This window comes from Streptomyces sp. NPDC058671, assembly GCF_042716475.1.
Taxonomy (GTDB): domain Bacteria; phylum Actinomycetota; class Actinomycetes; order Streptomycetales; family Streptomycetaceae; genus Streptomyces.
On the sequence record NZ_JBHXSA010000002.1, the window covers coordinates 393,955 to 411,838 of the forward strand.

Consider the following 17,884-nt stretch of genomic DNA (forward strand, 5'->3'; position numbering starts at 1 on the left):
GGCCGCTTGCCGGATCAGCCCTGATCGCTGAACGGCGGCAGCGACCGCAGGTACGCGACCGTCGCCGGGTCGGCCGGGAGGAACGTCTCGATGGCCAGCTCGGCGACCGTCACGTCCAGCGGGGTGTTGAACGTCGAGATCGACGACACGAACGACAGCACCCGCCCGTCGTGCTCGACACGGAGCGGCAGCGCGAAGTACGGGTATGCCTCCGGGCCCGGGGCGTCCGGGGCACGCTCGTCGTCCGTGCCCGGCGGCAGCGGGTACGCCGCCACCTCCGCGTAGAGCGCCCGCAGCGACTCCGAGCGGGCCAGGGCGATCTGACGCTCCATCTGGTGCAGCAGATGCCCCCGCCACTCCGGCAGGTTCCGGATCCGGGGTGCGAGTCCCTCCGGGTGCAGGGTGATCCGCATCGCGTTCAGCGGCGGGGTCAGCAGATGCTCCGGCAGCCCGTCGAGCAGCAGCCCGATGCCCCGGTTGGCCGCCACCACCGTGTACGAACCGTCCACCACCAGCGCCGGATACGGCTCGTACCCCTGCAACAGGCGCTCGATGCCGTCCCGGAGCGCCTCCAGGCGCGGGGCGTCGAGCGGCGACTCCGTGTACCGGGGCGCGTAACCGGCGGCGAGCAGCAGCACGTTCCGCTCGCGTACCGGCACCTCCAGGTGCTCGGCCAGTCTCAGGATCATCTCCTCGCTCGGCCGGGACCGGCCCGTCTCCACGAACGAGATGTGCCGCGCCGAGGAGTCGGCGCGCAGCGCGAGCTCCAGTTGGCTCAACCGCCGTCGCTCACGCCAGCCGCGCAGCAGCGGCCCCACCCCCGTGTCGCTCACGACAGTTGTCATGGCCAGACGGTATCCCAGAGGTGGACCCGGGTACGTTCCTTCCGGGACCCCTGTCCGTCACCCGCGCCACCCGACCGGAGGGAGCACCGCCGTGCCCACACAGCCGCTGTCGCAGAAGGAGATCGAGGACCGTCTGCGGGAGCTCCCCGGCTGGTCCGTCGAGGACGACCGCCTCACCCGCCGCTACCGGCTCGGCGACCACTTCGCGGCGACCGCGCTCGTCGTCCACGTGGCGCGGATCCAGCAGGAGCTGGACCACCACTCGGACCTGACCCTCGGCTACGACACCGTCTCCGTGTCCGTTCACACCCACTCCGCCGGTGGTGCCGTCACCGAGAAGGACTTCGAACTCGCCGAGCGCGTCCAGGGGATCGCCCCCGGCCACGGGGCCGACTGACCTTTCCCGTCGGGTGACGTCCCCCGCTCGTAGGATCCCCGGCATGACGGAGACCCTGCTCGACTACGAGGCCGAGGCGGCGCACTACGACCGGACCCGGGGCGGAGTGCCCCGGGCCGTCGCGGCGGCCGAAGCCGTCCTGCGGCTCGTGCCGCCCGGCGCCCGGGCACTGCTCGACCTGGCCTGCGGCACCGGCCTCGTCACCGAACGGCTCACCCGGCCAGGACTGCGCGTCCACGGAGCCGACGCCGCCCACGCCATGCTGCGGGTCGCCGCCGCACGCGTACCCGGCCGCGTCGTACGCGCCGACGCCCGGCGGCTGCCGCTGCCCGACGCCTCCCTCGACGCGGTCTGCGCCGTCTGGCTGCTGCACCTCGTGCCGTTCACCGCGGAGATCGTCGCCGAGGCGGCCCGCGTCCTGCGCCCCGGCGGAGTCCTGATCGCCACCGTCGACAAGGACGCGGCCCACGACGTCGGCAGCGACATCGACGAGATCCTCCGCCCGCACCGGTCCGCCGCGGCGGCGTCCGACCGGGCACAGCTGATCACCCGTCACGCCGTCGCACAGGGCCTCGCACCCGCCTCCGGCACCCGGTTCACGGGACACGGCCAGGGTGCCACCCCGCGCGACACCGTACGCAAGCTGCGCGCCGGCTACTTCGCCTCCTGGTTCGACGGCGACACCGCGGCCGCCACCACGATCGCCGCCGCCCTCACGGCTCTCCCGGACCAGGACCGCCCCCGTGACGATCCTCGCTACCGGCTGGCCCGCTTCGTCAGGCGCGGCTGAGCCGGTTCGCCCGGGTGACGGCCGCGGGCGCCGCGCCCGCCGTCGAGAGGGCCGGGACCCTCACCCCGTGACCTCCGTCGTGCCCGAGGGCAGCGCGTCCCCGAGATAGCCGGCCAGATCCGGCGCGTCCGGCGCCAGGACGTGACGGACCCAGGCGCTCCGCTCGTGCCCCAGCGGCGCCAACTCCCACACACAGCCGATCCACGAGCGGTCCACCCGCACGAAACGCGTCGGATCGGTGTCGGGACAGCCGAGGACGGGCTGCCCCGCCGCCCCGCCGCCGAAATGGAGCACGTTGTCCCACACCCAGCTGTACGCGTTGAGGTACGCGCCGGTGTCGCCGCCCCGGTGCAGCACCACGAAACCGGCCGCCGGCGTGCCGTCCGCCGGCGGCAACAGCTGCGGCAGCAGCGCGTACGCCGCCTTCTCCACCTCCGGTTCGATGCCCGCGGGATCGGCGGTGACGTGATAGCGCTTGAGCTGCCGCCCGCCGATCTCGACCGGCGGCAGGGCGAGGAGGAACTTCTCTGCGAAAGCCATGGCTGGACTGTAGGACCGCTTCACTGACACCTTGTGTCAGTGAAGTCCAGCCGGCTCATCTCGATCCTCCTGCTGCTCCAGACCCGGGGCCGGATGACGGCCGCCGAGCTCGCGGAGGAGCTGGAGGTCTCCGTCCGCACCGTCTACCGCGACGTCGACTCACTGCACGCCGCCGGGGTACCGCTCTACGGCGACGCCGGACACCGCGGCGGCTACCGCCTCCTCGCCGGACACCGCCACCGCCTCACCGACCTGTACGCCCGCGAGGCCGAGGCACTGGTCCTCGCCGGCCTGCCCGGCGCCGCCGAAGAACTCGGGCTCGGGCCGCACTTCGCCGAAGCACAGCTGAAACTGCGCGCCGGCCTCCCCGTACCGCTGCGCGAGCACGTCGACCGGCTGCGGGCCCGCTTCCACATCGACGCCCCCGGCTGGTACGACGAGGGCACCGAAGCCCCGTTCCTGCCCCAGGTCGCCGACGCCGTCCGCACCGGCCGCGCCCTCGAAGTCCGTTACCGGCGCTGGCGGACGCCGACCGATGTCGACCGCCGCCTCGAACCGTACGGACTCGTGCTCAAGGCCGGCCGCTGGTACCTGATCGCAGGGCCCGGACCGCGCACCTACCGCGTCGACCAGATCCTCGACCTCACCGTCACCGACGACGAGGTCACCATCCCGGAGGGTTTCGACCTCGCCGGTCACTGGCGCGAGAGCCAGGCCGACTTCCATGCCCGGCTCCACGCGGACGAGGCCGTCGTCCGCGTCTCCGCGTCGGGCGCGGCCCGGCTGACCGGCGCCGCGGCCCGGGCGCTCGCCGCGACCGGCACTCCGGAACCCGACGGCTGGATCCGCGCCACCCTCCCCGTCGAATCGGCCGACCACGCCCACGACACCTTCCTCGCCCTCGGCACCGAGGTGGAGGTACTGGCCCCCGAGGAGCTCCGCAGCCGCATCGCCGCGACCGTACGGACCCTGGCGCGGCGCTACGCCTGAACCGGTCTCAGGCGCCCTGACCGCCCCAGGCCTCCGCGGCGAACGCGGCGAACGAGCGCGGCTCGCGGCCGAGGACCCGCTTCACCCCGTCCGTCGCCGAGGCGTTGTGGCCGTCGAGGAGCGTCGCGAACAGGGCCGCGAGCCACCCCGCCTCGGCCTCCGGGAGCCCGAACCCGGCCAGGAGCCCCGCGTACTCGGCCTCCGGCATCGCCCGGTAGACCACCGGGCGCCCCGAGGCACGCGAGATCTCCGCCGCCACCTCCGCGAAGCCCATGGGCCGCGGCCCCGTCACCTCGTGCACCCGCCCCGCGTGCCCGTCCGCCGTCAGGGTCTCCACGATGACGTCCGCCAGATCGTCCACGTCGATGAACGGCTCGGCCGTGTCACCCGCCGGGAAGACCAGCTCCCCCTCCGCGACGCCCTCCGCGAGCATCCCCTCGGTGAAGTTCTGCGCGAAGAACGACGCCCGGACGACGGCCAGTTCGACGCCGTCGGCCGCCGTCCTCAGCGCCTCCTCCGCCACCAGCGCCTCGGGCTCCCCGCGCCCGGACAGCACCGTCAGACGGCGCACCCCGCCCTCGGTGGCGAGCCGGCCGAAGGTGCTCATCGCCTCCGCCGCACCGGGTGCGGCGAGGTCCGGGTAGTAGGCCACGTACGCGGCGTCCGCGCCCCGCAGCGCCGGCGCCCAGGTCGCGGGGTCCTCCCAGTCGAAGGGGGTCGACCCGGTACGGGAACCGGCGCGGACCGTCGCCCCGCGGGCCGCGAGCCGCTCGGCCACGCGCCGCCCGGTCTTCCCGGTGGCGCTCGTGACGAGGAACGTCCCCCGGGTGTCGCTCGCTTCGGTCGTGTCGTTCGTCCTGCTCGTCTGGTTCGTGTGCGTCGTCATGGCTCAAGACTCCCGCCCACGGACGCCGTTGCCCATGCTCCGCAGTCTCACGCCCCTACGCCTGCGTCTCACTCCCCAGGGTCTTCCGCCCGGATCGACCCCGACATGATCCGAACGAGAAGCCCTAGGCTCTCCCTCCATGGACGCACTCGCCGGACTGCTCGACGGGCCCCGCGCCCGGGGCGCCTTCCTCCTCCGCATGATCATGGACCCGCCGTGGTCCGTGCGCATCGAGGACGGGGCGCCGATCTGCCTGATGTGCGTCACCGAGGGCGAGGCCTGGCTCGTCCCCGACATCGGCGAACCCGTCCTCCTGCGGCCCGGGGACATCGCCATCGCCCGCGGCCCCGAGCCGTACACCGTCGGCGACGCCCCCGACGCCCCGCCGCGCGCTGTCGTCGGCCCCGGCGGCGTCTGCACCACCCTCACCGGGGAGCCGCTCGCCGAGGCCATGCGGCTCGGCGTCCGCACCTGGGGCAACGCGCCGGACGGCGGCACCACGCTCCTCGTCGGCACCTACCGGATGGACGGCGAGGTCGGCCGGCGGCTGCTCGACGCCCTCCCCAGGCTGCTCCACCTGCCCGCCGACGCGTGGAACTGCCCCCTCATGCCCTTCCTGGGCGAGGAGATCGCCCGCGACGAACCCGGCCAGACCGTCGTCCTCGACCGGGTCCTCGACCTGATGCTGATCGCCGGCGTCCGTGCCTGGTTCGCCCGGCCCGGCGCCGAGGCGCCCGCCTGGTACCGGGCCATGGGCGACCCGGTGGTCGGCCGCGCGCTGCGGCTGCTCCAGAACGACCCCGCCCACCCCTGGACCGTCGCCTCGCTCGCCGCGAAGACGGGCGTGTCCCGAGCCGCCCTCGCCCGCCGTTTCACCGCACTCGTCGGTGAGCCCCCCATGGCGTACCTGACGGGCTGGCGGCTCGCGCACGCGGCCGACCTGTTGCGCGAGACGGACGCCACGGTCGAGACGGTGGCCCGGCAGGTGGGCTACGGCGGAGCGTTCGCACTGAGCGCCGCGTTCAAGCGGGTCCGCGGAGTCAGCCCTCAGGAGCACCGGGCCGGCGCTTGACGGGGCCGGTGCCTGACGGGGCCGGCGCCCCCATCACCCCCGGCTCTTTGCCGGACCGGCAATATTTCTCGCGCCGCGCGCCGGCTCGTCGCAGGCTGGGCCCATGAGTCAGCACAGCGAACCCCCGCACCCGCACGGCGGTCAGGGACACGGACCCGGTCACGATCACGGGCAGGGGCACGGACCGACCCACGCCCACGGTCCCGCGCAGGGCCACCGTCACGAGGGCGGCCGCCCGGACTGGAACGAGATCGCCCCCCTCCTGGAGCGGCAGGCCGAGATCGCGAGCCCCGCCTACGCGGACGCCGCCGCGTGGCTCGGCACGCTCGCCCCGGCGCAGGGCGTCCGCCGGATCCTCGACGTCGGCAGTGGCCCCGGCGTCGTCACCGCCGTGCTGGCCGACGCCTTCCCGGCCGCCGAGGCGGTCGCCGTCGACGGCACTCCCGAACTCCTCGCCCGTGCCCTCGCCCGCGCCGAAGCGCGCGGCCTCGGCGCCCGGGTCTCCACCGTCCACGCCGAACTCCCCGACGGCATCGCCGGCCTCGGGCGGGCGGACCTGATCTGGGCCGGCAACTCCCTGCACCACATCGGGGACCAGCGGGCCGCGCTGGAGGAGTTCGCCGGGCTGCTCAACCCCGGCGGCCTGATGGTCCTCGTCGAGGGCGGCCTGCCCACCCGGCACCTGCCCCGGCACATCGGGATCGGCCGGCCGGGCCTCGAGGCGCGTCTCGACGCCGCCCACACGGACGCGTTCAGCGAGATGCGCGCCGAACTCCCCGGGGCTCAGGACGAGCCGGAGGACTGGCGGGCGCTCCTCGCGGGTGCCGGCCTCACCCCCGCCGGCACCCGCACGTTCCTCACCGACGTGCCCGCGCCGGTCTCCCCGGTCGTGCGGGAGTTGGCGCTCGCCCACTACACCCGGCTCAGGGACGGCTTCGGCGCCCGGCTCGACGCGGACGACCGGGCGACGCTCGACCGGCTCCTCGACCCGTCCGACGAACTGTCCCTGCACCACCGCCCGGACCTGTTCCACCTCACGGCCCGTACGGTGCACACCGCCCGCAAGGGCTGACGGGCCGGGGGACCTCCCGGGTCAGGACACCGGCTCCAGCCGCCACCACTGGAACGGGGAGTCGGTGTCCTCCCACTGCCGTACGTTCCCCCCGGCGGCCGTCGAGCCGTCCGCGACCTCCAGGCACAGCCCGCTGATGAAGCTCACCAGCGCGACCGTCCCGGGCGACTGGAGGTCCTGCTCGACGATCCACTCCTGCGCCCCGAAGTTGTTCGCCTTCCACTGCTGGACGTTGGCGCCGTTCTCCGTGGACGCGTTGGCGACGTCGAGCCGCTTCCCGCTGGCGGCGTTGACCAGGTGGTAGAGCCCGCCGCCGTTCGGCACGGGCGTGATGTGCCAGTGCTGCCCCGGAGTTCCGTTCCCGGTGCCCTGCTGCACGTTCGCCCCGCTGCGGCCCGACCCCTCGTACACCTCGAGAAGCAGCCCGCTGCCCACGTTCCGCACCCGGTACAGCCCCTCCTCGACGGGCCCCGGAGAACCACTCACCGCACCGACTCCTTCTGCTCGCCCTGCCGTCGGACATCACGGCACGCGGCCGCGAAGGGCCCCCACGGGCCGTTCACCGACCCTATGTCCCGGGTCTGACAGCGCGGCCGCCGCCGCTCACGCGGCCCCCGGCCGACGGGCTACCGGGCAGGGGCGCCCCCCCGTCGGGGACCGCGCCGCACCGCGGCGACGGCACGGTGCCACGGGGTGCTCCGCCTTCAGGCGCCGGCGCTGAACTCCGCCGGGTCCGGGCCCAGTCGGCGGTTCTCGTCGAGCGCGGCGATCGCCGCCAGGTCCTCGGCGTCCAGTTCGAAGCCGAAGACGTCGATGTTCTCCCGGATGCGGGACGGGGTGACCGACTTGGGGATCACGACGTTCCCCAGCTGGAGGTGCCAGCGCAGCACGACCTGCGCCGGAGTCCGGCCGTGCTTGCGGCCGATCGCGACGATCGCCGGCACGTCCAGGAGCCCCTTGCCGGAGCCGAGCGGCGACCACGCCTCGGTCGCGATGCCGAGCCGGTCGTGCGCCTCACGGGCGGCCCGCTGGGGGAGCTGCGGGTGGAGTTCGATCTGGTTGACGGCGGGCACCACAGAGGTCTCCTCGATCAGCCGCTCCAGGTGCTCGGGGAGGAAGTTCGACACGCCGATCGCCTTGGCACGCCCGTCCGCGTAGATCTTCTCGAACGCCCGGTACGTGTCGACGTACGCGTCCTTCGCGGGGACCGGCCAGTGGATCAGGTACAGATCGACGTAGTCGAGTCCCAGCTTGTCGAGCGAGGCGTCGAAGGCCTTCAGCGTCGAGTCGTAGCCCTGCTCGCTGTTCCACAGCTTGGTGGTGACGAACAGGTCCTCGCGGGCGATCCCGGAAGCGGCGACGGCACGGCCCGTGCCCTCCTCGTTCCCGTAGATCGCGGCGGTGTCGATCGAGCGGTAGCCGGCCTCCAGGGCCGTCGTCACGGCGGCCGCGGCCTCGTCGTCCGGCACCTGCCAGACACCGAAGCCGAGCTGCGGCATCCGGACGCCGTTGTCGAGGGTGACGGAGGGAACCTTGCTGTCCGTGCTCACGTGGGAGGGATCCTTACCTTGTCGCGAATCGTGACGGCCGTACGTCCGCGGACGGCCGTGCGGCCACTCCCAGCGTCAACGATCACGGGTCGTTCCGCATTCCGCATTCCGCGTCCCGGGTGTCACGTCGCGTGCTCCGACCGCGGGCGGAGCTCAGCCGTACAGCGCGGCGACCTCCGCCGCGTACGCCCGCTCGATCGCCTTCCGCTTCAGCTTGAGGGACGGGGTGAGCAGCCCGTGCTCCTCGCTGAACGGATGCGCCAGGATCCGGAAGGTGCGGATCGACTCGGCCTGCGAGACCAGCGTGTTCGCCGCCACCACCCCCCGCCGGATCTCGGTCTCCAGGGCCGGGTCCCGCACCATCTCCGCCGGGGCGAGCGGCGCCCGCCCCTGCATCGCCAGCCAGTGCTCCACCGCCTCCTGGTCGACCGTCACCAGGGCGGCGATGTACGGCCGGTCGTTGCCGACGACGATGCACTGGGCGATCAGCGGATGCGCCCGCACCCGCTCCTCCAGGCCCGCGGGGGCGACGCTCTTGCCGCCCGAGGTCACCAGGATCTCCTTCTTCCGCCCGGTGATCGTCAGATAGCCGTCCTCGTCGAGGGCCCCGAGGTCCCCCGTGGCCAGCCACCCGTCGTTGAGGACGGCCGCGGTCGCCTCGGGATCGTTGAGGTACCCGGAGAAGACCTGACCGCCGTGCAGCCACACCTCGCCGTCCTCCGCGATGTGCACCGTCGTGCCGGGGACGGGCTGCCCGACCGTGCCGTACCTCGTGCGCTCGGGCGGGTTCGCGGTGGCGGCGGCCGAGGACTCGGTGAGCCCGTACCCCTCGAACACCGTGACCCCCGCACCCGCGAAGAACAGTCCTGTCGCGCGGTCCATCGCCGAGCCGCCCGACATGGCGTGCCGCAGCCGCCCGCCCAGCGCCGCCCGGATCTTCCCGTACACCGTCCGCTCGAAGAACTGGTGCTGCACGCGCAACGCCGCCGAAGGACCCGGACCCGTCCCGAACGCCTTCTGCTCCAGGGCCTCCGCGTAGGCGACTGCCACCTCCACCGCCTTGTCGAAGGGCCCCGCCTTCCCCTCCCGCTCCGCCTTGCGGCGCGCAGCGGCGAAGACCTTCTCGAAGACGTACGGAACGGCGAGCACGAAGGTCGGCCGGAACGCCGCCAGGTCCGGAAGCAGCTCGCCGGCCGCCATCACCGGCTGGTGGCCCAGCTTCACCCCGCTGCGGACGGCCGCGACCTCCACCATCCGGCCGAAGACGTGCGCGAGCGGCAGGAACAGCAGCGTCGACGCCTGTTCCCCCGGCCGGGAACGGAACACCGGCTCCCAGCGGCCCACCAGCATGTCCGTCTCGAACATGAAGTGGGAATGGGTGATCACACAGCCCTTGGGGCGGCCGGTCGTCCCCGACGTGTAGATGACCGTCGCCACCGTCTCCGGGGTCACCGCCCGCCGGTGCCGGTGCACGACCTCCTCGTCGATGTCCCTCCCCGCCGCCGTCACCTCCGCCACCGCACCCGCGTCCAGCTGCCACAGGCGCCGCAACAGGGGCAGCCGGTCGATCACCGAGCCGATCGTCATCGCGTGGTCCTCGTGCTCCACCACGCACGCCGTGACCTCGGAGTGGTGCAGCATCCAGAAGACCTGCTCGGCGGAGGAGGTCGGGTAGACCGGCACGGACTGCACGCCCAGCGACCAGAGCGCGAAGTCGAACAGCGTCCACTCGTAGCGGGTACGGGCCATGATCGCGACCCGGTCGCCGAACCGCACCCCCTCCGCGATCAGCCCCTTCGCGAGGCCGAGGACCTCGTCCCGGAACCGCGCGGCCGTCACGTCCCGCCACTCCCCGTCCGGGCCCTTCCGGCCGAACACGATCCGGTCGGGATCGGCGAGGGCGCGCTCGTACAGGGCGTCCGCCAGACCGCCGACCTGAGGCGCCGCCTCGACGGGCGGCACGGTGAACTCGCGCACTGACCTGCTCCTCGACGGCTCGGTGGCTGGAAAAGCCCGTTTGTCGCGCTCCGTACGGCGCGGGTGACGGTACCCCACACGACTCCCCGGCGGCAGGGCCTTCACCAAGCCGGAACCTTCCCCGTTCCCACAGGTCAGGGCGGGTGGAGAAGCCAAGTCACGGGCACCCCGGGGCCGTTACCGACCGCCCGGTACGTCCACCGGACGGGAATCTCCACGGAATCTGTACCGGCCGCTCACCGCGGCGCCGCCCCGAGGCGACGCGGCGTCCGGTCGGCGGGGTCTGTGCGACCGGGGCTCCGTCCGGCCGCCGGGCCGGCGCGGGTGGGTGGCCGCCCGCGCACGGAGGGCGGCCCGGTCGAGTCCTCGCCCGATCACCCCGGTCTGTGCAGCCGGTCGCCGCCCGCCAGGATCGCCTCCGCCAGCGCGTCCGCCGCCTCCTGCACCGCCCCGCCCCGGCGCCCGCCCCGCAGCACGAATCCGACGTCCCCCAGCTCCGGGAGCCCCGCGCGGGCCGGGACCGGCACCAGGCCCGGCGGCACCAGGCCCCTCGTGTGCGCCATCACCCCGAGCCCCGCGCGGGCCGCCGCCACGTTCGCGCTCAGACTGGAACTCGTACACGCGATCCGCCACGCCCGGCCCTGTGCCTCCAGCGCCTCCAAGGCGCGCGCCCGGGTGATCCCCGGCGGCGGGTACAGGATGAGCGGCACCGGCCGCTCCGGATCCAGCCGCAGCCCCGGCGCCCCGATCCAGATCAGCGTGTCCTCCCACACGAGCCGGCCCTCGCTCTCCGCCCCGCGCCGCTTCGCCAGGATCAGATCGAGCCGGCCTGCCGCCAGCCGGGCCTGGAGCGTGCCCGACAGCTCGACCGTCAGCTCCAGGTCGACCTCGGGGTGCTCGCGCCGGAACGACTCCAGGATCTCCGGCAGCCGGGTCGTGACGAAGTCCTCCGACGCGCCGAAGCGCAGCCGCCCCCGCAGCCGGGTCCCGCCGAAGAAGGCCGCCGCGCGCTCGTGCGCCTGAAGGATCGAGCGCGCGAAGCCGAGCATCGCCTCCCCGTCCTCCGTCAGCGCCACCCGGTGCGTGTCGCGGGTGAACAGCGGCCGCCCGGTCGCTCCCTCGAGGCGCCGTACATGCTGGCTGACCGTCGACTGGCGCAGCCCCAGGCGATCGGCGGCCCGGGTGAAGCTGAGCGTCTGGGCCACGGCGAGGAAGGTGCGCAGGTGTGTGGGCTCGTACACGGGACGACCGTACGCTCATCACGCTTCATGATGACAGTCAGAGGGCTGTACGGGATTCCCGATCACCGATCCGTGGACCAGGATGGGAACGCGCGACCCGCCCGCCCCGCAGTGCACAGAGCAGTGGAGCCCATGACCGTCCCCGCCCCAGCCCGCACCCCACGCCGTACCCTCCGCCCGCCGTCCTGGCTCCCCGTCGACGGATACGTCCTCGCGCTCCTCGGCACGGTCGCCCTCGCCGCGCTGCTGCCCGCCTCCGGAACCGCCGCCGACGCCGTGGAGGGCGCGTCGACCGGGGCCGTGGCCCTCCTCTTCTTCCTCTACGGCGCCCGGCTCTCCACCCGCGAGGCCCTCGACGGCCTCCGGCACTGGCGGCTCCACCTCACCGTTCTCGGCAGCACGTTCCTGCTCTTCCCCCTCCTCGGACTCGCCGCGCGCGGCCTCGTCCCCACCGTCCTCACCCCGCAGCTCTACAGCGGTCTCCTCTTCCTCTGCCTGGTGCCGTCCACCATCCAGTCCTCCATCGCCTTCACCTCGATCGCCCGGGGCAACGTCCCCGCCGCGATCTGCGCCGGATCCTTCTCCTCGCTCGCCGGCATCGTCCTGACCCCGCTCCTCGCGGCGCTGCTCCTCGGTGACAGCGCCGGGGGACTCTCCGCCGACGGGCTCCTGAGGATCGTGCTGCAACTCCTCGTCCCGTTCCTGGCGGGACAGCTCCTGCGCCGCTGGGTCGGCGGCTTCCTGGGCCGGCACAGGAAGGTCCTCGGACACGTCGACCGGGGCTCGATCCTCCTTGTCGTCTACACCGCCTTCAGCCAGGGAATGGTCGCCGGCATCTGGCACCTCGTGACCCCCGCGCGGTTCGGTCTGCTGCTCGCCGTCGAAGCCGTGCTGCTCGCGGTGATGCTCGCCCTGACCTGGTACGGAGCCGGCCGACTCGGCTTCGACCGGGCCGACCGGGTCGCGATCCAGTTCGCCGGTTCGAAGAAGAGTCTGGCGGCAGGACTGCCGATGGCCAGCGTCCTCTTCGGCTCCCAGGCCGCGCTCGCCGTCCTCCCGCTGATGCTCTTCCACCAGATGCAGCTGATGGTCTGCGCGGTCATCGCGAGACACCGTTCCCGCGACGCCGCGGACCCCGCCCGGCCACCGGAGCCCACCCCCGCCTCGCCCGTCCCCCGAGCGGACGACACGGAGCCGCCCCGGCCACCGAAGCCCGACCCCGCCTCGACCGCCCCCGGGGCCGACCCCACGCAGCCGCCCCCGCCACCGAAGCCCGACCCCGCCTCGCCCGCCCCCCGAACCGAGGCCACTGCGAAGTCCCGCGCCTGACCCCGGCCCCCGCCGCGCACGCTCCCCACGCCCCCCGAGGGCGGCGCCGGAGAAGCGGACGGGCGCGCGGGCGCCGGTGGCGGCGAGCAGCTCCCGTCGGCCGGATCACACCCCCGTGCGGCCCGCGATGATCATCGGGGCCGCTACGGTGCTCCCATGCCCGCACTCGATCCCGGCCGTACCGCGCTCGTCCTCGTCGACCTCATGGAACGCATCGTCGCGCTGCCCCTCGCCCCCCGGCCCGGCACCGACGTCCTCGCCGCGGCCGCCCGGCTCGCCGACACCTTCCGGGCCGCCGGCGCCCCCGTCGTCCACGTCCGGGTCGAGCGGCCCAACGTCGACCGCCAGCCGCCCGGCAGCGACCTCGTCCCCGACCTCGTCGCGGACGGCGACCCCGTCGTGGTCAAAAGCACCCTCGGCGCCTTCCAGGACACCCGACTCCACGAGCTGCTCACCGGACTCGGCGCCACCACGCTCGTCCTCGGCGGCATCGCCACCAATCTCGGCGTCGAGTCCACCGCCCGTGCCGCGTCCGACCACGGCTACGAGCTCGTCTTCGCCGAGGACGCCATGAGCGCGCTCACCGCCGACGAGCACCACGCGTCCGTCGCCCTCGACTTCCCCCGCCTCGGCACGGTCGCCCCGGTCTCCTCGATCACCCTGGACGGCCCCGCGTGACCCCCGTCCCGATACGGTACGGGGCCCGCCCCTGCTCCCTCGTCGTCTGCCGCGGCTGCTGCTGCGGCGACGCCCGCAAGAACCCCGGCACCGACCACACCGGCCAGCTCGCCCGCCTCCGGGCGGCCGCCGCGGCCTCCGGCGGCCGGCTCGCCGTCCGTACCAGCGACTGCCTCGGGCCCTGCGCCCAGGCCAACATCGTCGTCGTCCAGCCCTCCACCGAAGGCCGCCGACGCGGCGGGCGGGCCGCGTGGGTCGCGTTCACCCTGGACGAGGACTCCCTCGACGACATCCTCGCCTGGACGGCGGCCGGCGGCCCCGGCATCGCCCCGCCCCCGGCGACCCTCGCCCTCCAGATGATCGACCCGCCGAAGAACTGACCCCGGCCGCGGCCCGAGCCCGACACCGCGGAAGCCGTGCCACGCCCGGGGCCTTGTCACGGTCGGCCAAGGGGTACGCGTGAATCTTGGTGGGTTACGTGCCCGGTTACCCATCAGTCGCTGGCAAGACTGGGGAGTTCCTGCCGAAGAACGAACCACCGAGGGGGTCCCGGGATGACGGGCACTCGCATTGCCGCGCTCGGGCACTACCAGCCCACCAAGGTGCTCACCAACCACGACCTCGCGGAGCTGGTGGACACCGACGACGCGTGGATCACCAGCCGGGTCGGCATCCGCACCCGGCACGTCGCCGGGCCCGACGAGCCCGTCGACGAGCTCGCCGCGCACGCGGCGGGCAAGGCCCTGGCCACCGCCGGGCTGACCCCCGACGACATCGACCTCGTCCTCGTCGCCACCTCCACGGCCATCGACCGCTCGCCCAACATGGCCGCCCGCGTCGCCGCCCGTCTCGGCATGACCTCGCCCGCCACCATGGACCTGAACGTGGTCTGTGCCGGGTTCACGCACGCCCTGGCCACCGCCGACCACGCCGTACGGGCCGGTGGGGCGCGCCGTGTCCTCGTCATCGGCGCCGACAAGATGACCGACGTGGCCGACTGGACGGACCGCACCACCTGCGTCCTCGTCGGCGACGGCGCGGGCGCCGCGATCGTCGAGGCCACGGAGGCGGACACCGGCGCCATCGGACCCGTCCTGTGGGGATCCGTCCCGGGGATGGGCCACGCCGTCCGGATCGAGGGCACCCCGCCCCGCTTCGCGCAGGAGGGCCAGAGCGTCTACCGCTGGGCCACCCAGCGGCTGCCCGCCCTCGCCCGGCAGACCTGCGAGCGCTCGGGCATCGCGCCCGAGGACCTCGCGGGCGTGGTCCTGCACCAGGCCAACCTGCGGATCATCGAGCCGCTCGCCGCGAAGATCGGCGCCGTCAACGCCATCGTCGCCCGTGACGTCGTCGACTCGGGCAACACCTCGGCCGCCTCGATCCCGCTGGCCCTGGCCAAGCTGGTCGAACGCGGCGAACTGGCCTCCGGTGCCCCGGTCCTGCTGTTCGGCTTCGGCGGCAACCTCTCGTACGCGGGCCAGGTCGTCCGGATCCCCTGACCCCCGTTCGGCGGAGCCCGGTGGCGGCGCGCCGGGGGCGGACCTAGCTTCGATCGCGGTGAGGGTCGTCGCCCCGCGGCACGGAATCGCTCCGCTGCCGGGACTCTCGCGCGATCTGGAGGACACCGCCATGCGTGCGATACGTGCCGCTTCCGCAGCCGTGCTGAGCGCCGCCGTCGTGGTCGCGGCCGCGCCCATCGCCCTGGCGGGCGAGGAGGACCCCGGCATCACGTCGTTCGGCTTCTCCGTCACTCCCGAGACCGTCGCCCCCGGCGGCACCGTCACCCTCACCACCGACGGCTGCGAGGTGCCGTCGGTGACCGTCACCTCCGGCGTCTTCGACACCGTGACCCTCGAAGAGGGCCGTCCGGGCAGCGCGACCGTCGACGTCGACGCCGAGGCCGGTGCGCGGTACGAGATCACCTTCGACTGCGAGGGCGAGCGAGGCACCACCACCCTCACCGTCGCCCAGGGCGGTACCGGCGGGAAGACGACGACCGGGCACGACGACCGGATGGAGCCCGGAGCGCTCAAGGGCGTCAAGGCGGGCTACGGAACCGCCGCCGCCTCCGGTGCGGAGTCCGACGGGCTCGGTGCCGCCGAGACGGTCACCGGTGTCGTCCTCGTCGCGGGCGCGCTCGGCGCCGCAGTCGTCCTGATCCGCCGCCGCGACGCCGGCGACAGCGCCTGACGGCCGGGAACCGGGGGGCCGTGATCAGCCCCTCCGCCCCGGTGTGACGAGGTCCGGGACGGAGGGGCGCCACCATCCACGGGCGGGGCGCGAGGAGGACGGCGGACGTGGGACGGTCGGACGGTACGGGGCGCCCCGCGGGCACGGGACGGACGGGCGCGACCCGGAGGACGGTACGAGGCGGTCGGACGTGACCGGGCGTGCGGAGGCGACCGGACGCCCTGGCGCCTGGGGTGTCGTCGCCGTCGTCCTCCTCGTCGGCGTCCACCTCGTGCGCGGTGGTACGGGGGAACCGCGGTCCGACGGTCCGCCGCAGCCCCTCGCCGCCGTCGCTCCCGACGCCCCCCGGGCGGCCGCCGCCCTCGTCCCCGTGTCCGTACCCGACCCGCTGCCCCCGTCCACGCCGGTGCGGGTCCGCGTACCCGCCGTCGGGATTGACGCGCCCGTCACGAAGGTCGGGCTCGACGCCGAAGGGTGGATCGAGGCGCCTCCGCCCGAGGACGACCGGCTCGCGGGCTGGTTCACCGGTGCCGTCACGCCCGGCGAACGCGGCACCGCCGTCGTCGTCGGCCATGTCGACACCCCGGGCGGACGGGCCGTCTTCTACGACCTCGGCGCACTCGGCAGGGGGCACCGGGTGGAGATCGCGCGCCGCGACCGCCGGATCGCCGTCTTCGCCGTGTACGGCGTGGAGGTCGTCCCCAAGGAGGGCTTTCCCGCCGATCGGGTCTACGGCGACGCCGGCGCCCCCGAACTCCGTCTGATCACCTGCGGCGGCGCCTTCACCGAGGAGAACGGCTACGCGGGAAACGTGGTGGTCTCGGCCCGCCTGATCGAGGTCCGCTGACCGCCCGAGTCCCGGACCGCCCGAGTCCCGGACCGGTCGGGACATCGGAGCGGTCCCGCCCGTTCCGGGCCCGACACAGGGACCGGCGCCGCCGCCTTCGCGCGCGAGCAGCGCGGTCAGCCCCGGGGCACCGCGACGTACGCCTCGGCGGGCCTGGTGGTCGGCGTGTAACGGGACGCGGCGGACACGGTCGGGGTCAGGTCCCGGTGGATCACCCTGGCCACGGCCTGGATCGTGTTCACGCCGTAGCTCATCGTGCTGTTGCCGTCGGTGAGCACGGAGATGCTGTAGTCGTGGCCGCCGCCCTTGAAGGTGCCGATGCTGTGCACGCGCCAGCCGCGCGTGGCGCGCTGCAGCCAGCCGTTCTTGACGTGCACGGACACGGAGGAAGGTGCGCCCGACGTGGTCCCCCACCGCTGCGAGGTGATGACGCTCCCCATGAGCTTGAGGATGTAGGCCCGGGAGTTGTCGCTCAGGACGGAGTTCCTGGCGGTGATCAGCGAGAGCAGCCGCTGCTCGTCGGTGACGTTGATCTGGGTGAGTCCCCAGTAGCCCCCGGCCCCCGGCACCGTCCGCGTCATGCCCGCGGCCGACAGGAACCCCTTCACCTTGGTGACACCGAGCTGGTTCCACAGGGAGGTGGTGGCCGCGTTGTCGGATTTGGTGATCATGGCGGTCGCGAGGCTGGTCTCGCGCGAGGTCAGATACCGGTTGGTCTTCTTGGCGTCCCAGAGGAGCGTGGCGAGGACGGTCACCTTCACGATGCTCGCCGAGTCGTACGAGCCCGTGGCGCGCAGCGTGCAGGTGGTGTTCGTGGTGCGGTCGCGCAGGCCGACGGCGACGGTACCGGTGCGCCCGGCCAGGGCGACGGTGATGTCCTTCTGGAGCTTGGCGGCGAGCCCGGCCTTGCCCGACGTGCAGCTGACCTGCGGCGCGGTGGCGGCGGACGCGGGCGCCGCGCCCGCGACGACGGGCACGAGGATCCCGGCCGCGGCCACGACCGGAAGCACGCGGGCACGCAGGGATATGTGGTGAGTCATGTGGGTCCCCCCTGGAAACGAGACGAACACGCCTACAGCGCGGTCGCCATACATGACTCCTGAGCGTGCGGATGGTTGTACGAATCCCGCGAACGGCTCGTCACCGCCTTCACGATGACCTGACGGACTCACGGCGAAGGATTGGCCTGGACCGCGTCGTGCTCGTCAGTGTGGCCCCCACGGAGCCGGCGTCGGGGGGCGCCGGGCTCCCGGGCAACGGCCTTCCCGCCCCCGTGGCGCTCCGGGCGGCTTCGCCCACGTCGAGGTCCCCGTATCCACCGGACGGTCGCTCCCCACCCTCGTCGCGGCCACCGAAGCGAAGAACCCGCTGCTCGGCCTGGCCGGAATCACCTGATCCACCGAATCGGGCCGCCCGACCCCACTGACCACGGAAAACGCTGGTGAAAGGCACCTCCATCCCCTGGTAGAGTTACATCTGT

At 73.8% G+C, this 17,884-nt stretch carries 19 protein-coding genes; 11 read left to right on the forward strand and 8 right to left on the reverse strand.

Translation table 11 applies throughout. The features are described 5' to 3' along the window. Nucleotides 1–14: 14 nt before the first annotated feature. Nucleotides 15–845 carry a helix-turn-helix domain-containing protein gene (locus tag ACFWV2_RS03980; RefSeq protein ID WP_384401257.1) on the reverse strand — a complete coding sequence of 277 codons (831 nt, stop codon included), beginning with the start codon at nucleotides 843–845 and terminating at the stop codon, nucleotides 15–17. A 91-nt stretch (nucleotides 846–936) separates the two neighbouring features. Between ACFWV2_RS03980 and ACFWV2_RS03985 the strand changes: the two genes are divergently transcribed. Further along, nucleotides 937–1,242: a 4a-hydroxytetrahydrobiopterin dehydratase gene (locus ACFWV2_RS03985; protein ID WP_360786941.1), complete on the forward strand. Its 306-nt coding sequence runs from the start codon at nucleotides 937–939 to the stop codon at nucleotides 1,240–1,242. Between the two features lie 43 nt (nucleotides 1,243–1,285). Next, on the forward strand, nucleotides 1,286–2,032 hold the full coding sequence (locus ACFWV2_RS03990; protein ID WP_384401261.1) for a class I SAM-dependent methyltransferase: 747 nt from the start codon (nucleotides 1,286–1,288) through the stop codon (nucleotides 2,030–2,032). A 60-nt stretch (nucleotides 2,033–2,092) separates the two neighbouring features. Here the strand turns inward: ACFWV2_RS03990 and ACFWV2_RS03995 are convergent, their stop codons facing one another. After that, nucleotides 2,093–2,572, reverse strand: a complete 480-nt coding sequence (locus ACFWV2_RS03995) for a hypothetical protein (RefSeq protein ID WP_384401264.1) — start codon at nucleotides 2,570–2,572, stop codon at nucleotides 2,093–2,095. A 39-nt stretch (nucleotides 2,573–2,611) separates the two neighbouring features. Between ACFWV2_RS03995 and ACFWV2_RS04000 the strand changes: the two genes are divergently transcribed. After that, nucleotides 2,612–3,562, forward strand: a complete 951-nt coding sequence (locus tag ACFWV2_RS04000) for a helix-turn-helix transcriptional regulator (protein ID WP_384401267.1) — start codon at nucleotides 2,612–2,614, stop codon at nucleotides 3,560–3,562. A 7-nt stretch (nucleotides 3,563–3,569) separates the two neighbouring features. On the opposite strand, the gene ACFWV2_RS04005 is transcribed toward ACFWV2_RS04000, so the two are convergent. Then, nucleotides 3,570–4,448 (reverse strand): NmrA family transcriptional regulator, encoded by an 879-nt coding sequence (locus ACFWV2_RS04005; RefSeq protein WP_384401270.1) that lies wholly within the window; start codon nucleotides 4,446–4,448, stop codon nucleotides 3,570–3,572. Between the two features lie 139 nt (nucleotides 4,449–4,587). Between ACFWV2_RS04005 and ACFWV2_RS04010 the strand changes: the two genes are divergently transcribed. Both ACFWV2_RS04010 and ACFWV2_RS04015 read left to right on the forward strand, forming a co-directional pair. Further along, nucleotides 4,588–5,520: a cupin domain-containing protein gene (locus ACFWV2_RS04010; RefSeq protein ID WP_384401273.1), complete on the forward strand. Its 933-nt coding sequence runs from the start codon at nucleotides 4,588–4,590 to the stop codon at nucleotides 5,518–5,520. 103 nt (nucleotides 5,521–5,623) lie between these two features. Continuing rightward, nucleotides 5,624–6,592 carry a class I SAM-dependent methyltransferase gene (locus tag ACFWV2_RS04015; RefSeq protein ID WP_384401276.1) on the forward strand — a complete coding sequence of 323 codons (969 nt, stop codon included), beginning with the start codon at nucleotides 5,624–5,626 and terminating at the stop codon, nucleotides 6,590–6,592. Nucleotides 6,593–6,613: 21 nt separating this feature from the next. On the opposite strand, the gene ACFWV2_RS04020 is transcribed toward ACFWV2_RS04015, so the two are convergent. The 4 genes from ACFWV2_RS04020 to ACFWV2_RS04035 form a co-directional block, all read right to left on the reverse strand. Next, nucleotides 6,614–7,078: an RICIN domain-containing protein gene (locus tag ACFWV2_RS04020; RefSeq protein WP_384401279.1), complete on the reverse strand. Its 465-nt coding sequence runs from the start codon at nucleotides 7,076–7,078 to the stop codon at nucleotides 6,614–6,616. A 218-nt stretch (nucleotides 7,079–7,296) separates the two neighbouring features. Then, complete coding sequence (locus ACFWV2_RS04025; RefSeq protein ID WP_360787608.1) at nucleotides 7,297–8,091, reverse strand: aldo/keto reductase; 795 nt, start codon at nucleotides 8,089–8,091, stop codon at nucleotides 7,297–7,299. Between the two features lie 204 nt (nucleotides 8,092–8,295). Further along, on the reverse strand, nucleotides 8,296–10,119 hold the full coding sequence (locus ACFWV2_RS04030; RefSeq protein ID WP_384401281.1) for an AMP-dependent synthetase/ligase: 1,824 nt from the start codon (nucleotides 10,117–10,119) through the stop codon (nucleotides 8,296–8,298). Nucleotides 10,120–10,493: 374 nt separating this feature from the next. After that, a complete protein-coding gene (locus ACFWV2_RS04035) occupies nucleotides 10,494–11,360 on the reverse strand; it encodes a LysR substrate-binding domain-containing protein (protein ID WP_384401284.1) in 867 nt (288 codons plus the stop codon). A gap of 132 nt (nucleotides 11,361–11,492) precedes the next feature. On the opposite strand from ACFWV2_RS04035, the gene ACFWV2_RS04040 reads away from it, so the two are divergent. The 6 genes from ACFWV2_RS04040 (at nucleotide 11,493) to ACFWV2_RS04065 (ending at nucleotide 16,404) form a co-directional block, all read left to right on the forward strand. Further along, nucleotides 11,493–12,689, forward strand: a complete 1,197-nt coding sequence (locus ACFWV2_RS04040; RefSeq protein WP_384401287.1) for a bile acid:sodium symporter family protein — start codon at nucleotides 11,493–11,495, stop codon at nucleotides 12,687–12,689. A gap of 156 nt (nucleotides 12,690–12,845) precedes the next feature. Next, on the forward strand, nucleotides 12,846–13,367 hold the full coding sequence (locus ACFWV2_RS04045) for an isochorismatase family protein (RefSeq protein ID WP_384401290.1): 522 nt from the start codon (nucleotides 12,846–12,848) through the stop codon (nucleotides 13,365–13,367). Further along, nucleotides 13,364–13,747, forward strand: coding sequence for a (2Fe-2S) ferredoxin domain-containing protein (locus tag ACFWV2_RS04050; protein ID WP_351211734.1), 384 nt, complete (start codon nucleotides 13,364–13,366; stop codon nucleotides 13,745–13,747). Before ACFWV2_RS04045 ends, ACFWV2_RS04050 begins: the two co-directional genes overlap by 4 nt. Nucleotides 13,748–13,921: 174 nt before the next feature. Further along, nucleotides 13,922–14,866 (forward strand): beta-ketoacyl-ACP synthase III, encoded by a 945-nt coding sequence (locus ACFWV2_RS04055; protein ID WP_384401294.1) that lies wholly within the window; start codon nucleotides 13,922–13,924, stop codon nucleotides 14,864–14,866. A 130-nt stretch (nucleotides 14,867–14,996) separates the two neighbouring features. Further along, a complete protein-coding gene (locus ACFWV2_RS04060) occupies nucleotides 14,997–15,557 on the forward strand; it encodes a hypothetical protein (RefSeq protein WP_384401297.1) in 561 nt (186 codons plus the stop codon). A gap of 190 nt (nucleotides 15,558–15,747) precedes the next feature. Then, the gene (locus tag ACFWV2_RS04065) at nucleotides 15,748–16,404 is read left to right on the forward strand and encodes a class F sortase (RefSeq protein WP_384401300.1); all 657 of its coding nucleotides are present in this window, start codon (nucleotides 15,748–15,750) and stop codon (nucleotides 16,402–16,404) included. A gap of 116 nt (nucleotides 16,405–16,520) precedes the next feature. Here ACFWV2_RS04065 and ACFWV2_RS04070 read toward each other — a convergent pair whose 3' ends face one another. Then, entirely contained in the window at nucleotides 16,521–17,444 is a 924-nt protein-coding gene (locus ACFWV2_RS04070) for a serine hydrolase (protein WP_384401303.1), read from the reverse strand. Between the last annotated feature and the right edge of the window lie 440 nt (nucleotides 17,445–17,884).

Bases quoted from the DNA above. Each gene is read 5' to 3' on its own strand.
- ACFWV2_RS04005 (WP_384401270.1), bottom strand. From the start codon at position 4,448: ATGACGACGCACACGAACCAGACGAGCAGGACGAACGACACGACCGAA.
- ACFWV2_RS03980 (WP_384401257.1), bottom strand. From the start codon at position 845: ATGACAACTGTCGTGAGCGACACGGGGGTGGGGCCGCTGCTGCGCGGC.
- ACFWV2_RS03990 (WP_384401261.1), top strand. From the start codon at position 1,286: ATGACGGAGACCCTGCTCGACTACGAGGCCGAGGCGGCGCACTACGAC.
- ACFWV2_RS03995 (WP_384401264.1), bottom strand. From the start codon at position 2,572: ATGGCTTTCGCAGAGAAGTTCCTCCTCGCCCTGCCGCCGGTCGAGATC.
- ACFWV2_RS04040 (WP_384401287.1), top strand. From the start codon at position 11,493: ATGACCGTCCCCGCCCCAGCCCGCACCCCACGCCGTACCCTCCGCCCG.
- ACFWV2_RS04045 (WP_384401290.1), top strand. From the start codon at position 12,846: ATGCCCGCACTCGATCCCGGCCGTACCGCGCTCGTCCTCGTCGACCTC.
- ACFWV2_RS04060 (WP_384401297.1), top strand. From the start codon at position 14,997: ATGCGTGCGATACGTGCCGCTTCCGCAGCCGTGCTGAGCGCCGCCGTC.
- ACFWV2_RS04010 (WP_384401273.1), top strand. From the start codon at position 4,588: ATGGACGCACTCGCCGGACTGCTCGACGGGCCCCGCGCCCGGGGCGCC.
- ACFWV2_RS04055 (WP_384401294.1), top strand. From the start codon at position 13,922: ATGACGGGCACTCGCATTGCCGCGCTCGGGCACTACCAGCCCACCAAG.
- ACFWV2_RS04025 (WP_360787608.1), bottom strand. From the start codon at position 8,091: ATGCCGCAGCTCGGCTTCGGTGTCTGGCAGGTGCCGGACGACGAGGCC.
- ACFWV2_RS04070 (WP_384401303.1), bottom strand. From the start codon at position 17,444: ATGACTCACCACATATCCCTGCGTGCCCGCGTGCTTCCGGTCGTGGCC.
- ACFWV2_RS04015 (WP_384401276.1), top strand. From the start codon at position 5,624: ATGAGTCAGCACAGCGAACCCCCGCACCCGCACGGCGGTCAGGGACAC.